Raw genomic sequence first — 13,494 nt, 5'->3', positions numbered from 1 at the left:
GCCACCTCCGGCAAGCATTCACCAACAAGGGAGTCCCGTCATGTCCAACGAATCCACAGCGGTTGTCTTCATCGAGTTCCAGAACGACTTCACCTCCCCCGGAGGCGTACTTCATGACGCCGTCAAGGATTCCATTGAAGCGAACTCGACACTGGACAACGCGGCGAAGGTGCTGGCCGCCGCGCGCGAAAACGGGGCCACGGTCATCCACGCGCCGATCAGCTTCGCACCGGGCTACAACGAGATATCTTCCCACCCCTATGGCATCCTCAAGGGCGTCGTCGACGCCACGGCATTCGTCAAGGGCCAGTGGGGCGCGGAAATCGACGACCGCTTTGCACCTGTTGAATCCGACATCGTCGTTGAGGGGAAACGCGGTCTTGACGCCTTCGGCAGCACCAACCTCGACTTCATCCTCCGCTCCAAGGGAATCCGGAAGGTAGCGCTGGCAGGTTTCCTCACCAATTGCTGCGTTGAATCCACGATGCGCACCGCCTATGAGCGCGGTTTCGAGGTCGTGACGCTCACCGATGCAGTCGCTGCGACGAGCGTGGAAGAGGGCGAGTCCGCGGTGCGGTTCAACTACCCGATGTTCTCGACCCCGGCCACCACAGATGAATTCATTTCCTCGCTGGAATCGACTCAAGATCTGGCCGACACCTCGCGCGGTTACTGAAGCACCACGGTTGAATCGTCAACCTCGGACCAAGGGTCTGAGGTAGACGGAACATGAATTCTCGCAAGGGGTCCAGTCTGCGGTTCCGGTGCCCGTTAGCACCCGCCCGCTCATCAGGCATTTCGCGGGCGGGCCCTACGGGAATCCGGCGGCTGAAGAACCACGTGTACTTATCGACCTCGGGAATTTCGGTGGCGTTTGCACCGCCCAGGAACCCCTAACGGGCAGCGCGGTTCTTACTACCGGATTTGAAGAGAATCACCGTCAATTCGCGCGCAGCACGAAGAAAATGAAGCTCAGGAACGAAGTCCGGTCCTTGAATTGTGGCGGGATGATTTCCGCAGGCGCGTCGGTCGAGAACGGCGGTTCGCTGACTACCTCGATCTGGAATCCGGCCTTGCCAAACGCATCCGTCATGGCGTGCAATGGTCGGTGCCAATACGTCAGAGTGCCGGGTTGGCCATTGAACGTGAGTTCATCCGAGTACTTCGTGGGCTTGAAGTAGTCGGTGCCGGGATTTGTCCAGGGGTAGAGGATCGGATGGTTTACGGACATGATGAGCCTGCCTCCCGGCCGCAGGACGCGCCGCAACTCGTTGAGCGGGCTCACCCAGTCTTCCAAATAGTGGAAGACCAACGAGGCAACTGCATCGTCGAACGTGTCATCGGCGAACGGAAGGGGCTGGCCAAGGTCGGCTACGAGCAGTTCCGCCTCTTCACCAAGTCTTTTCCGGGCCAAGCCGATCATCGCTTCGCTGGAGTCGAATCCTGTCACGTTGGCACCGCGTTCACAGAGCTCTTCCGCGAGCGGCCCGGAGCCGCAACCGGCATCAAGAATGCGATGGTTACGGACATCTCCCGCGAGTTTTAGCATCGCCGGTCGTTCGTAGAATGCGTTAATCAGGCTGGTTTCGTTCTCAGCCGAGTACGCCTCGGCAAAGGTGTCGTAATTGGTGTCCTGGGACATTTAACATTTCCTCCGAACCTCAGAATGGGAACACGAATTTTTATGAGACTAACAGTCTTAACTCATTCTTACGGGTAAAAATAGAGTCGACACGCTCACTCGCAAGTTGCCCTTCGAGATGGCTCACGAAGAAATCCTGAAACCTTTTTCCCGCAGATGATTCATTATTCAGAGTTGTATTTACTGAGCAGATATTTGTCGGCCGTGGCAAGTGGCTCGTATGGCGCGTGGATTCGACGCGGTCACCGTGCGCGGCGATGACGGTAGTTGCGCCACGCCTTGCCATGTACCGGGCCACGGCCAGTCCGCTTTGTCTATTTAGCCGTTTTCCGGGCGACGATCGTGTAGGTGCAAGGCACAAGATCACGCTCGGATTCCGGCCACGCGAAGCCGTCCGGGACTTCGACCATGCGGGGGCTGAACTTCCACGGAAGCGTCGTGCCCTCGTCGAGACGGAGAATCTGCAGCCCCGCCCCGATAAGCGCGTTGATGATTTCGGACATGGAGTGGGCCCACTGGAACGTACGGGCATGTGCCACCTTGCCGTCTCCGGCGTAGGTGGACTCGTCGTCCCACACCTGCGCCTGGCCGTTGCCAAAGTATGGATAGCGAAGCCGTAGTCCGTCGGCATGCTCATCAATGGCGTAGAGGGAAGGGTGCCCGTCACGGATGTAAAACATCCCTCCGGCCCGCAGGAGCCCCGCCGCTTGGGCTGCCCAGCGGTCCAGGTCGGGAAGCCACGTGATGGTTCCGATGCTGGTGTACACGAGGTCGAAGTCGCCATCGACTGCCGCGCGGGCGTCGAGGACGTCGGTCTCGACCCATGTCGCTTCGAGGCCCAGTCGTTCAGCCAGTCCGGCGGCGGATTCCAGGGCGGACGGGGAGAAGTCGACGCCGGTCACCCGTGCCCCGGCCCGGGCCAGCGAAAGCGTGTCCGTACCGATGTGGCACTGGAGATGGCACACATCCAAACCTGAGACCGTGCCGTCCGGGAGGAAAGGCGCGAGTGCTGCCAAGTCTGTCCGGATGACTCCGGTCAGGTGGTCGGGATCGTCCAAGTCGCCAATCGCATACGCCTCTTCGTGCAACGGAACTCGGTCTTCCCAGTTCTCACGGTTGCTCGTTCGCGCGGATTCCCAGTCGATTTCAATTTGGCTATCACCCATGGTGGTCGAGTCTATGCACTAGTCAGGCACGATTGCTACTTGTTTGATTCCGATCAATCCAAGCCGCTTTCGTCAGGCACCGTGCCAAGCGGTTGTTTATGTCTGGCGACCTTTCAGGGATTCCACCGAATATAGCCGCACGGTGGGAAACTTGACTCATGCCCAACGCTGAAGCCCATGACCTTTCTTCCATCACGGCCAGATGGAACGAGCCGGCCGACGCGGTAGAACTCATCGTGAACCACACACCCGTCCCGGTGCTCGTTCACCCGCAAAGAGAAGCAGGGATGTCGCCGTTCGCGCACCGTTTCCTTGAAACCGGAGTAAAGGAGTGGCTGGCAGGCTACCGCGATCCCGAACTGCGGGCGAACACTGAGCTGGATCCGGGCGAGCTGGAGCTCACCGTGTGCCCCATGGATGCAGACATCCTGTGCGGCTCCTTCGCCGTTCGGTTGTCGCGAACCGCCGACCGCGTTATCTGGTCCAACCCCCATTGGGCGGGCGACGACACCGTCGCAGAGATCATGGGCCGCGAGGACCTGGCCACACCGAGCGGCAACGACGATCCCCTCAGCTGGTTCCCGCCCAAGCTGGAATTTGCCAGTGCCGACTATGACGCAGCTATGGCATCGGTGCAGCAAATCATGGAGGCCCACCCGTGGCCCGCCTTCGTTCCCGACCCTCCTTCCTGGTTTGCGCGCCTGAAGGCTCGGACGAGGGGCGTCCGGTGTGAAACCGGGTCGTCACACTAGCTCGAATCAATTCCGGACCATGCGAAGCAGAGCCCCACTGCGATCCACAACCTCCTGACCACACCGGCCGCCGCCAACCTGGTCACCTCGACGGCCAAGGGACTGCTGGCCACCACGCTGCCATTCGTCTTCGATCCTCGGTCGGGGAACACGGCACCCTGCACGCCAACATAGACCGAATCAATCCCGAATGGTCGGAACCCGCTCTGGGACAAGCACTGGCCATCATCCAGGGGCCGGACGCCTACATCTCACCTTCTTGGTACGCATCCAAGGCCGAACACGGACGCGTCGTACCCACCTGGAACTATTCCACTGCCCACGTCTACGGCAGGCCCGTCATCCACGACGATTTGGCTTGGCTGGAAAACCACTTCAGGGCCCTGAACAACCTGAACGAAGCCGGAACCGAATGCCCATGGACGGTCGATGACGCCCCCGAACGCTACATCTCCGGCCAGCTCAGGGCCATCGTCGACGTCGACAGAGTGGTGCCAGGACTCCATGAACGCGGCGATGCGCAAATGGCCCACGAAGTGGAACAGGCCAACCCACGGCTCCACCGCTTGGCAACGGCATCTGGCACCGGGCGGCCCCATGACTCGACCACACGTCCGGATTCCGAAGGGACACGCGCGCCAATCGGTCGGCTCATGTCACACGGGGTCGGCCGCGCGCAGCATTCCCGCCCTGCGTGAGTTCTGGAAGAGCGTCGCGGACCATGCGCGGCCGACCTTCACCTAATTTATTCGCGGATCGTGTCCGTCAGGGAAAGGCCTTCTACATTCACGCGGGCAACAGAAAGGTCCCGGTTCAGCACATACGCTCGGTCTTGGCCAGGACTGAAGACAATCGCCTGGCGGGGTTCCTTGAAGCCCTCGAGTGTCTTCACGACAGAGTTCTCGGTGACGTCGATGACGTCGATTGTGTTGTCGGCCTTGTTGCTGGCAAAAAGAAGGGTGCCGTCGGGCGACAGCGCTGCACCGTATGGTTCGCGGCCGACTTCGATTTCGTTCGTTTTGTCACCGTTCCGCAAGTCGACCACGGAGATACTGTTGCGCCCGCTGTTTGCCGCGTACAGCGTGTTCCCGTCAGCGGTCACTGAGATTCCCCGGATCTTGGAGAATCCGGTCAGTTCGCGAAGAATCTGCTTGCTGTCGGCATCGACAACGGTGACCTTGTCCCCCTCGAAGTTCGTCACAAAGACTCGTTTCCCGTCCGGGGATACCTTGATGCCTTGCCTTGGCCGGGAAAAGCCGGTGATTACGTCAGTCGGTTTCCGTGCCTCAAGATCGACGACCGTGACGGAGCTATGTGCCTGGTTGTTCACATACATGGTCTTTCCATCCGGACTTACCGCTGTTCCGAATGCTCCCGGACCAACCACGACTTCGTCCTGCAGCGCGTAGTCCTCCGTGCCGTAGAAACGGAGGGTGCCGAGGGTGCTGTCAGAGACGACAAATTGCGAGCCTTCATTGATAAACACGATGTTCCGCGGCGTGCCGAAGCCCCCGATCTTCTTGATCAGCCCACCTGCGGCCAGGTCATAGACCCTGATCGATTTTTCGCGGCTGTCCGAGACCACCGCGGTCTTCTCATCCGGGCTCACCGCGAGGGAATTGTTGGTAATCTCGGCGTCAAATGCTGTTCCGCTGTATTCGGGAGCCACCTGATCCGAACCGGCCGCGGCACCCGTGGGCGGGGATTTTGCGCCGGCGGTGTCTGTCGCGGCGCCGCAGCCGGTAAGGGCCAGCGCGATCAGGGATAGCGCCGCCATGGTTGTGATGATCCGTTTGTTCATAAAGTGTGGCTCCTCTGGGGGTTTGTTTTTGAGATCAGGACCGACTCCAGTTACTAAGACGAGGGATTTGGCAGGATCGTTCACTTGAAGCCAAACGCTTTCTCACGAAAGGGCATATCAGCGGCGCCGAGGTGGGGGCACGATGGCCATGCAAGGACTTCCGCGGTCACCGGAATTGCACGGATTCTGACATCTCTTGCAAATGACAGAGGGCTGGTCAAGGATGGTCGTCGACGACCAACCCGGGCGGCAGGACCCCGTTAGGGGTTCGAAATACGAAAGCATGACCAGACACCTCGCCAAGTTGCCGTTGCAATATGGTGTCGGCGTGAGGTAGCCGCATGATCCTTCCCGCTGTTCGTGACCCTCGGCTCGTGAGCGTCCGCCGGGGTGGGACGCTCACAGAATCCGATCACCGGCTTCTGGCATTGTGGGCGGCCATCTGCGCCGAACACGTGCTGCCCTTGTTTGAGGAATCGAACAGTGGGGACACCCGACCTCGCGACGCGATTGAAGCGGCACGGGCTTGGGCTCGCGGCCAAGCGAAGATGATGGACGCCCGTGCGGTCGCCGGGCACGCCATGGGTGCCGCTGGGCCTCTGCGGGGAGCCGCGCGCTTTGCGGCGTACTCGGCCGGCCAGGCAGCCTGCGTTGCCCATGTTCCCGAGCACGACCTCGGTGCCGCTGCCTACGCCATCAAGGCGGTTCAGTCCGCTGCACCCCCGGGGAAGGGAGAAGAGGCGGGCCAGGCTGAGCGCGACTGGCAACGCCGACAGATTCCCCAAGGTCTTTACGACCTCGTCCTCGAAGACCAAGCCCGCCGCAACGACATCTGCTGGTCTGTGTTCAATGATTGAAACCTCGGACCGCTCACCTTGCCCAGTGACGGTTGGTTCAAACGGACGGGTTGGGTTCAGTGCAACGCTGCGTCGCTCGGGCTTCCCGGTCCTCGTCATGGTTTCTTAAAGGCTGTGAGGCCAAGCTGGTCGGCGCCCTGACGAATGCTGCCGCCACGAGAGCGTACCTATGGATTTGCGGGAGACGTGTCGATCTGCCGCCAGGGCGACTGCACCCAGCGTGTTGCCTTGCCTCTGCCGGTTGAGCAACTCACTGTTCCCTGGCATTGGAAGTTTTCAGGGACGCCCGGCACATCCGGGCGTCGGTACGTGGCCTTCGCGATCAAGCCATGGGGGTCCGTGTCAGGCGATGCCGTCGTTGGGGTTCTGCCAGCCCTCGCGCTTCTTGAGTAGTTCGACGTCCTCTTCCTCAAGTTGTCCGGGCTCGATGTCGGCCGTGCAGTACTTGCACTTGATGGCGTCAATGGCCACGAATTCCTTGCAGTACGGGCATTCCTGCTGGCCTTGGGCACGGAAGTTGCCCATGCCAAAGCGTTTGAGGAGCTTGACGATCCCGAACAAGACAAGCGCCAGCAGCAGGAACCGGATCAGCACTGTGAGAAAATTGCCGTACCTGATTTCGGCGTTGTTGATAGTGAAGCTCAGCGCCGTGAAGTCCGGGGTGCCAAAGATTGCTGCCACGAGCTGCAGCAGGATGTCGTTGGTCAGGCTCACCACCAGGGCAGCAAATGCGATTCCGATGATGAAGCCAAGGGCAAGGTCAAACATGTTGCCGCCCATGGCAAAGGCTTTGAATTCTTTCCACATATTCGACATGGCACGAGGCTAGCTCCCCCCGGGCCCCATTGGGAGGCTGCCTGCAGGCCGCGCCGGTGTGGCAGCCTTTCTCGCCACCGCCCGAAGGCCAGAGCGGGGCGCTTACTACCCAGTTGCTGGCGGCGTGCCGACCCGGCAGCGGCCCTTCGGCCAGCACAGAATGATGCAGCGCCTAGTGTCTGCACACAACACCAGCAGGTCCCTGATTCCGGCAAAGACCAACGAGGTCACCGCAGCCAGACCCACACAATTTCTGGCCTGGTGATTCCACCAGCGCCTTGAATCTGACGCTTCCGCCATGTCGTGCCTGCATCAGCCCCCCCTGCATTGGCCTATTAAGAGGTTTGGCGAACCGCTGGTCCGTGCCTCGTGAGAGAAGGCACGCGTTAGGGACGCCCCTAAGCAACCAATCAGCGCATGAGCACCGCGACCGCAAGTCGTTCCGCTCACGGACTGATAGACGCGCTGCAAGCGGCATTGCACACCCAGCGCAGCCACATTTGAAAAAACATCCAGGTTCGGCATGGCCACAATGGCAGACTCCGCATTTCGGCCCGAAGGTTGGGTCTCGGGATTCTTGGTGCTGGGCGAAAAGTCGAACGGTCACAGGCCGTACCGGTAAAGTGCCCATGATGCGATTTACTCGCAGTCCGACGAACGAGCCACGGGGGAATCATGGAAGCAGTCAACCACGCGTTTGGTAAAGATGGGCTCCGGTCTCGCGCTGGTGGCAGCTCTCTTCGCTCGACAAACGCCAAACCGGGTGCAGTGCTGGGGTTTGCCGTGCTCAGCTTGGTTCTGGGTGCCTGCGGCATACAGCCAATAAATGAGGTTGCGACCCCACGTCCTGTGGAGCCGACCGCTGTTTCCCGGCCCGCGGCAATCTTCATCCCAGAACTGCAGTACATGAATGACGGAAAATTCTGGGACATCATCGACCGGTCGCGGGAAGCGTCGGAGGGAAGCACCGAGCGTCAAGCGGCCGAGTTGGAGGAAATACTTGCTGCCATGCCTCCGGAACAGATTGCTTCCTTCAACGCCACGTTCGTTTCGAAAAGCCTCAAGCTCTACACGTGGGAATTGTGGGGCGCGGCCTACGTACTTGTCGGCGGGTGCTTGGACGACTGCTTCGACTACTTCCGGAACTGGGTGGTCGGACAGGGCAACGAGTACTACAAAGCCGTGAAGCGGGATGCGCAGGTATTGGCCGATGGAAGACTCGTCAGCGATACCGAAATCGGTGACGCGGAGTTGCTCGCTTACGCCGGAGAAGAGGCATACCTGCGCAGCAGTGGTGGAAGGGATCTCTACGAGGACTACCCCGAGAGCCCTTCGACCATTGCGGAAGAAGGACCTTCGGGAACCGCTTGGGACGAGGAAGAAGTCGAGTATCTCTATCCGGGCCTCACGCCCCTTCCGGCAGGCTAAGCAGGACGCATCACCAAGCTGGCGCGGTGGGGAACAGTCGGTTGACGAATTTTTGGCTGGCTTCCATCAACGACTTGGTGGAAGCCTGTCACTTCGCCCGCGTGATGGACTATGGAGGACCTCTCAAACCACCCTCGCGTTGGGGTGCTCGTTGGCCGTCTGCCGCCGGGTGTGCGGCGCAAGCCTATTCCTTCGGTTTTGCCCTGCACGCCCAATAGATAGCGGGATCCAACTGAACACACATAACCCAATTTTCATCGGCCACCAAGTGCATTGCTGACCGGAGAACTGTCCTGGTCGGCTGGTCCAGCCGGGTTGGCGGTCCTGCGCTACGGAGGGGCGGCCCCAGACGACGACAAGTGCGGTGGCAATTGGACCGAGAAACAGGCCAAGAACAAACCATATCCATCGGCGCCGGCCCTTGGTTTCAGCCAGCCCTGCGGTCACGATGGCCAATGCAAGCCACCAGCCTCCATTGGCGGTCAGGTTGGAAGAGTCAGTCAAATTCCATATTACTTTCGTGGCATTGCTAATTCTGGGCTACCGACAGTGTGGAGGGCCAAGGAATGCGCGGGGCGTTCCCCTGCCGACAACGAATCAATGTGCCAGTCGTCAAACCGTTGCACGGTGAAATTCACATTCCCGCAATCCGGCGACCCAAAGTACTAGGTCAGGAGGGTGCCCGCCAGTGGGATGGGCATGCCTTCCGGACACTTCGCCTTGTGGAATCCCGCATTGGGTCATTTCGATGCGGTGGCCAACGTACCGAAATGACACTCAGACGCACAAGGCGCGGCCCGCCCTGAGGCGGGCCAACCAACTCTAAGCCGGGGCGTGACCGGCCGGTTCCATCCGGTGCACGCGGTGCGCGGTGGCATTCATGAACGCCGCATCGTGGGTGGCAAGCATCACCGCACCACCACGGCCCAGCACGGATCCGATCGCCGCGCGCAGCCAGGCCAACCCGTCCGCATCCAGCGCCTCGGTCGGTTCGTCGAGCAACAAGACCGTCGGCTCGCGCACCAGCACCGTTGCCAGGGCGACCAGCCGGCGGGCCGAGGCCGGCAACTCGTAGGGGTGGGTCTCGGCTTCGTCGGCCAGCCCCAGCGAGGCCAGAACCTGAGGGATCCGGGCGGCCTGGGGACCGCGCTTGGGCAGGCCGAAAGCAACCTCGCGGCGGACAGTCCGCTCGAACAGCTGGTCGACGGGGTTCTGCAGCAGCAGACCCACGGACCCGCCCGGCGACGCGGTCCCGACCATGCGTCCGGCAGCGGGGCGCATCAGGCTGGCCGCTGCCTTGAGCACAGTGGTCTTGCCGGTCCCGTTCGGGCCGACAAGGGCGACACATTCCCCGGCTCCCAGCTGGAGGTCCAGGCCGGCCACCACGGTTCCGGCGGTGCCGGGGTAGCCAAGGTGGACCCCGGAGAACTCGAGCAGGGCGGGCGCGTCGGCCACCTGTCGCCGGGTTGGCGCGGGTGAGGCATGCACGGCGGGTGCGACCTCCGCGATGTCCGCCGCTTCGTGGCAACGGCCCCCGCGCAGCGACAGGACCCGATCGGCACCGGCAGCCAGCCGGTCGATGAAGCGGGTGAGCAGCACCACCGCGGTGCCCTCGGAACGAAGCCGGTCCACCAGGGCCGAAACCCGGGCCGCCGCCGCGGCGTCCAGGCCGGCCAGCGGCTCGTCGAGCACCAGCACCGGGGCCTCGCCGAGGGCGAGCGCGGCCAGCGCCACGAGTCGCTCCTGCCCTCCGGAGAGCTTTCCGGGGTCGCGGTGCATCAGCGCGTGAAGTCCCAGCCTGTCCGCGTGCGCGGCGATCCGCTCCCGCATTTGCTCGCGCGGAACCCCCGCGTTCTCCAGGCCCAGGGCCAGTTCCTCTTCGACGGTTTCGCGTACCCCGGAGAGGTAGTGGCGGGCGTCCTGGGGCAGCATCCCGACCTGGCGGGCCCACCCCACCGGGTCGATGCGCACGTTGCTGCCGGTGCCGTGGCGGATCTCCCGCCCGGCGAGGCGCAGCGTCGCTTCCAGCTCGTCGCCGTCGTGTCGCGGCAGCATCCCGGCCAGCACCGCGCCGAGCGTGGACTTGCCGGACCCGGAGTCCCCCACGATCACCGTCAGCGATCCGGGGGCCAGGGACAGGTCGATCCTGGCGAGCGTGTCGCGGGAGGCCCCGTGGTACCGGAACCTCGCCAGTTCAATTCCGAGCACCGCGGTACCGCGCGCGCCCATGCCGGCCCCGCTCATGCCAGTCCCGCCCAGGTCGGGGCCAGGACGGCCAGCGGGCCCAGCACGACGCACGCCATGGCAACCCGGCGCAGCCGTCGCTGGGCGGCCGAATCCGGCACGGAACGCAGACGGGTGTGCGGCCCGGCGGCCGGAAAGCCGCGTGCCGCAAGATGGGCCGAACGGTCGGCCGCGTCCTGCAGGGAGGAGAGCACCAGCGGCACCGCGCGCAGGGTGACGCGCCGCCACCAGCCAAGGACCCCGGAACCGGCGGCTGCCCCGCGCAGCGCCTGCGCCTCGCCGATGGCCCGCTGGCGCTCGGCCATGCGGGGCATCAGTGACAGCGTGGCCGCCAGCAGGTAGCCCAGCTGGGGCGGGGCGGGCGAGAGGTCGACCGCGGCGACCAGGTCGTGGCGGTCGATGAGCAGCGTGCACAGCAGCCCGGCGACCACCAGGACCGCGGTGCGCAGCCCCAGCGCGCCGGCGGTCGCCAGCCCCTCCGTGGTGATCCGCAGCGGTCCGGCCGCGGCCAGCACGTGGCTGCCGGCGGTGTTGACCATCCCGTGGATGAGCAGCTGGGAACCCCAGGCGGGCAGCAGGATGGCGGCGGCGAGCCCGGCCAGCTTGAGGGCGCGGCGTGCCCGTGCGGCCAGCAGCAGGCACCCGAGCAGCACGGCGCAGCTGAGCCACCAGCGGCCGGCGGCCACGGTGGTGGCCGTGACGGCGGCCGCCAGTGCGAGCACCGTGAAGGGGTGCAGCGGAGCGGTACGGGGCAGTGGCATTGGCTAGCGGGAGCTGCGGCGGCCGAGCACGTTGTGGCGGCGCACGAAGGCGAAGCTTGCGGTCAGGCGCCCGGGCAGTGCGTAGATGAGCAGCGCGGCGAGCAGGAAGACGATCGCCTTGTCCCCCGGGTCGGAGATCAGTGCCTGCTTGGTCACGGCGGAGAGCAGCGAGTCGCCCATGGAGCGGAACGCGGCGACCACCGCTCCGGTGCCGACGCCCGAGGTGCCGCCGAAGACGAAGGCTGCGACCGGGGCGGAGACCACGCCGACCAGCACGCCGGCGGCAAGGCCGGCCACCGGTGCCAGGTAGGGGCGGCGCAGCGCGCCGCAGCGGGCGGCGGTGCCGGCCAGGAAGCCGACGAGTGCGGCGCCGGCGGCGAAGGGAAGCACGGTCGGGTTGAACAGCGACCAGATCAGCGTGCCGAGCACGCCGGTGGCGGCGCCGGCCCGGCGTCCGGCCAGGAAGCCGACCAGCACGGTGCCCAGCGAGTCCAGGTACAGCGGGACCATCACGGAGCCCACGAACTGGCCCAGCACGATGTTCAGCGCGAGCGCCACGGGGATCAGGGTGAGCGTGGAGACCGGCAGCTCGGGCAGCACGGCCGCCAGCAGCAGGAGCGCGGCGACCAGGTACGCGGCGAAGGTCGCCAGGGCCACGGACGCGCCGAGCCCGTCGGTGAGGCCGGCCGGCTGGGTCATCACCAGGGCGGCGTAGGTGCCCGCGAGCAGCAGGGCTCCGGCCGAGGCCAGGATGCGGCGGCGCAGCGGGCTCCCGGTGGCGGTCTCGGGCAGGGTCAGGTTCGGTGACATGGGGGCATTCCTCGGATACGAAGGCGCCAGCGGGAACACCGGTGGCGCCGGGGAGTGTGATCGACGGGCCTATGTCACCTTGACCCGGAGAACGATTCTAGCCGACGTGCGCACACTCCCCGGGCCGCTCAGTTCCCCGTCTCCAGCCGCCGGGCCAGCGCGCCGAGCCGCTCGACGAGCTCGGCGAACCCGGCTTCGGGGTCGTTCCAGGACACCACGTGCGCGTTGGCCGGCTTCCCCCAGAGCGATCGGAAGTCCGCCACGGTGGTTCCGAACAGCAGCGGGGATTCGGTTTCGACGTCCACCGTCGCCGGGCGGCTGCGGTACTCGAGGGTGCCTGCGGCGATCCCGGCGGCGAAGAAGTCGTGCACGTGGGCGATGTAGCCCTGGTCGTAGAGGCGGTGGAACTCGAAGTAGAAGCGCAGCGCGTCGGAAAGGTAGCGCACCAGCGGGTTGGAGGCCGTGCTGCGCTGTCCCTCCGGGTCCCCGGCAAGCACGATCTCGGGCTCGGCGCAGCCGGCCGCCTCGGCCAGCTCGGTGAGCAGCGCCGGCTGCATCTCGAAGCGCTCGGTGGTGTCCAGCGAGCAGACGATCGGCAGCTTGGAGTCCTCGAGCCCGGCCTCGGCGGCTGCCGTGTAGGCGGCATAGACCTCGGCGGCGGCGTGCGGGTCCACGTGCGTGTTCCACTCCGCGGTCGGGGTGGTGTTGCCCTGGTAGTAGAAGGCGCCGCCCATGATCACGACCTTCCCCAGCAGCCAGGGCAGCCGAGGCTCGCGGCGCAGCGCGTGCGCGAAGTTGGTCAGCGGGGCCGTCAGCAGGGCCGTCAGCTCCCCCGGGTTGGCGCGGGCCGCCTCGATCCAGTAATCGACAGCGTCCCGCCCTCCCGCTTCGGCAGGCCCGGGGTCGGGCAGCGTGGCGTAGCCGACCCCCTGCGGGCCGTGGGTTTCCGGGGTGGTGACCAGCGGGACGCGCAGCGGTTCCCGCGCCCCGATCAGCACCGGCACCTGCGGTTGCCCGCACAGCGCCAGCAGGGCCCGGTTGTTCGCGGCGACCTGGTCGGCGTCGACGTTGCCGGGCGTGGCGGTGATCGCGACGATCTCCACGTGCGGGCAGGCGGCCAGGTAGGCCAGGGCAAGGGCGTCGTCGATCCCGGTGTCGTTGTCGAGCAGGATCCGGACGCGTGGCGGGGTCGATGGCTGCTTCAATGGCTCGGGCAT

General features: G+C 64.4%; 12 protein-coding genes and 1 pseudogene. 5 read left to right on the top strand and 8 right to left on the bottom strand.

All coding sequences use genetic code 11. The features are described 5' to 3' along the window. Positions 1-40 precede the first annotated feature (40 nt). Entirely contained in the window at positions 41-676 is a 636-nt protein-coding gene (locus ACIQLF_RS10600) for a cysteine hydrolase family protein (protein ID WP_400297835.1), read from the top strand. A 264-nt stretch (positions 677-940) separates the two neighbouring features. Here the strand turns inward: ACIQLF_RS10600 and ACIQLF_RS10595 are convergent, their stop codons facing one another. Together ACIQLF_RS10595 and ACIQLF_RS10590 are read right to left on the bottom strand one after the other, a co-directional pair. Beyond that, the gene (locus tag ACIQLF_RS10595; protein WP_400297832.1) at positions 941-1,642 is read right to left on the bottom strand and encodes a class I SAM-dependent methyltransferase; all 702 of its coding nucleotides are present in this window, start codon (positions 1,640-1,642) and stop codon (positions 941-943) included. A gap of 314 nt (positions 1,643-1,956) precedes the next feature. Continuing rightward, positions 1,957-2,808 carry a class I SAM-dependent methyltransferase gene (locus tag ACIQLF_RS10590; RefSeq protein WP_400297829.1) on the bottom strand — a complete coding sequence of 284 codons (852 nt, stop codon included), beginning with the start codon at positions 2,806-2,808 and terminating at the stop codon, positions 1,957-1,959. A 158-nt stretch (positions 2,809-2,966) separates the two neighbouring features. On the opposite strand from ACIQLF_RS10590, the gene ACIQLF_RS10585 reads away from it, so the two are divergent. Then, a complete protein-coding gene (locus ACIQLF_RS10585; protein WP_400297826.1) occupies positions 2,967-3,560 on the top strand; it encodes a hypothetical protein in 594 nt (197 codons plus the stop codon). 9 nt (positions 3,561-3,569) lie between these two features. Next, positions 3,570-4,258: pseudogene (locus tag ACIQLF_RS10580) on the top strand (FMN-binding negative transcriptional regulator). A 47-nt stretch (positions 4,259-4,305) separates the two neighbouring features. Here ACIQLF_RS10580 and ACIQLF_RS10575 read toward each other — a convergent pair. Then, complete coding sequence (locus ACIQLF_RS10575; protein ID WP_400297824.1) at positions 4,306-5,445, bottom strand: beta-propeller fold lactonase family protein; 1,140 nt, start codon at positions 5,443-5,445, stop codon at positions 4,306-4,308. A 257-nt stretch (positions 5,446-5,702) separates the two neighbouring features. Here ACIQLF_RS10575 and ACIQLF_RS10570 point away from each other — a divergent pair, with 257 nt between their 5' ends. Beyond that, positions 5,703-6,218, top strand: coding sequence for a putative immunity protein (locus ACIQLF_RS10570; RefSeq protein WP_400297821.1), 516 nt, complete (start codon positions 5,703-5,705; stop codon positions 6,216-6,218). A gap of 342 nt (positions 6,219-6,560) precedes the next feature. On the opposite strand, the gene mscL is transcribed toward ACIQLF_RS10570, so the two are convergent. Beyond that, complete coding sequence (gene mscL / locus ACIQLF_RS10565; RefSeq protein ID WP_400297818.1) at positions 6,561-7,034, bottom strand: large conductance mechanosensitive channel protein MscL; 474 nt, start codon at positions 7,032-7,034, stop codon at positions 6,561-6,563. A gap of 675 nt (positions 7,035-7,709) precedes the next feature. On the opposite strand from mscL, the gene ACIQLF_RS10560 reads away from it, so the two are divergent. Further along, positions 7,710-8,462 (top strand): DUF4240 domain-containing protein, encoded by a 753-nt coding sequence (locus tag ACIQLF_RS10560; protein WP_400297815.1) that lies wholly within the window; start codon positions 7,710-7,712, stop codon positions 8,460-8,462. Between the two features lie 822 nt (positions 8,463-9,284). Here the strand turns inward: ACIQLF_RS10560 and ACIQLF_RS10555 are convergent. The 4 genes from ACIQLF_RS10555 to ACIQLF_RS10540 all read right to left on the bottom strand — a co-directional run bounded on the left by ACIQLF_RS10555 (position 9,285) and on the right by ACIQLF_RS10540 (position 13,494). Beyond that, positions 9,285-10,706: an ABC transporter ATP-binding protein gene (locus tag ACIQLF_RS10555; RefSeq protein ID WP_400297812.1), complete on the bottom strand. Its 1,422-nt coding sequence runs from the start codon at positions 10,704-10,706 to the stop codon at positions 9,285-9,287. Then, the gene (locus ACIQLF_RS10550) at positions 10,703-11,467 is read right to left on the bottom strand and encodes an energy-coupling factor transporter transmembrane component T (RefSeq protein WP_400297810.1); all 765 of its coding nucleotides are present in this window, start codon (positions 11,465-11,467) and stop codon (positions 10,703-10,705) included. Before ACIQLF_RS10550 ends, ACIQLF_RS10555 begins: the two co-directional genes overlap by 4 nt. Positions 11,468-11,470: 3 nt before the next feature. Beyond that, positions 11,471-12,277, bottom strand: a complete 807-nt coding sequence (locus ACIQLF_RS10545) for an ECF transporter S component (RefSeq protein ID WP_400297808.1) — start codon at positions 12,275-12,277, stop codon at positions 11,471-11,473. A 128-nt stretch (positions 12,278-12,405) separates the two neighbouring features. After that, positions 12,406-13,494, bottom strand: coding sequence for a nucleoside hydrolase (locus ACIQLF_RS10540; protein WP_400297805.1), 1,089 nt, complete (start codon positions 13,492-13,494; stop codon positions 12,406-12,408).

Source organism: Paeniglutamicibacter sp. NPDC091659 (assembly GCF_044756805.1).
Taxonomy (GTDB): domain Bacteria; phylum Actinomycetota; class Actinomycetes; order Actinomycetales; family Micrococcaceae; genus Paeniglutamicibacter.
This window is presented reverse-complemented; position numbering and strand designations above follow the sequence as displayed.

What these genes read in the sequence shown, in the direction of transcription:
- ACIQLF_RS10600 (WP_400297835.1), top strand. Translation starts at nt 41, where the DNA reads ATGTCCAACGAATCCACAGCGGTTGTCTTCATCGAGTTCCAGAACGAC.
- ACIQLF_RS10595 (WP_400297832.1), bottom strand. Translation starts at nt 1,642, where the DNA reads ATGTCCCAGGACACCAATTACGACACCTTTGCCGAGGCGTACTCGGCT.
- ACIQLF_RS10590 (WP_400297829.1), bottom strand. Translation starts at nt 2,808, where the DNA reads ATGGGTGATAGCCAAATTGAAATCGACTGGGAATCCGCGCGAACGAGC.
- ACIQLF_RS10585 (WP_400297826.1), top strand. Translation starts at nt 2,967, where the DNA reads ATGCCCAACGCTGAAGCCCATGACCTTTCTTCCATCACGGCCAGATGG.
- ACIQLF_RS10570 (WP_400297821.1), top strand. Translation starts at nt 5,703, where the DNA reads ATGATCCTTCCCGCTGTTCGTGACCCTCGGCTCGTGAGCGTCCGCCGG.
- mscL (WP_400297818.1), bottom strand. Translation starts at nt 7,034, where the DNA reads ATGTCGAATATGTGGAAAGAATTCAAAGCCTTTGCCATGGGCGGCAAC.
- ACIQLF_RS10560 (WP_400297815.1), top strand. Translation starts at nt 7,710, where the DNA reads ATGGAAGCAGTCAACCACGCGTTTGGTAAAGATGGGCTCCGGTCTCGC.
- ACIQLF_RS10555 (WP_400297812.1), bottom strand. Translation starts at nt 10,706, where the DNA reads ATGAGCGGGGCCGGCATGGGCGCGCGCGGTACCGCGGTGCTCGGAATT.
- ACIQLF_RS10550 (WP_400297810.1), bottom strand. Translation starts at nt 11,467, where the DNA reads ATGCCACTGCCCCGTACCGCTCCGCTGCACCCCTTCACGGTGCTCGCA.
- ACIQLF_RS10545 (WP_400297808.1), bottom strand. Translation starts at nt 12,277, where the DNA reads ATGTCACCGAACCTGACCCTGCCCGAGACCGCCACCGGGAGCCCGCTG.
- ACIQLF_RS10540 (WP_400297805.1), bottom strand. Translation starts at nt 13,494, where the DNA reads ATGCCCGAGCCATTGAAGCAGCCATCGACCCCGCCACGCGTCCGGATC.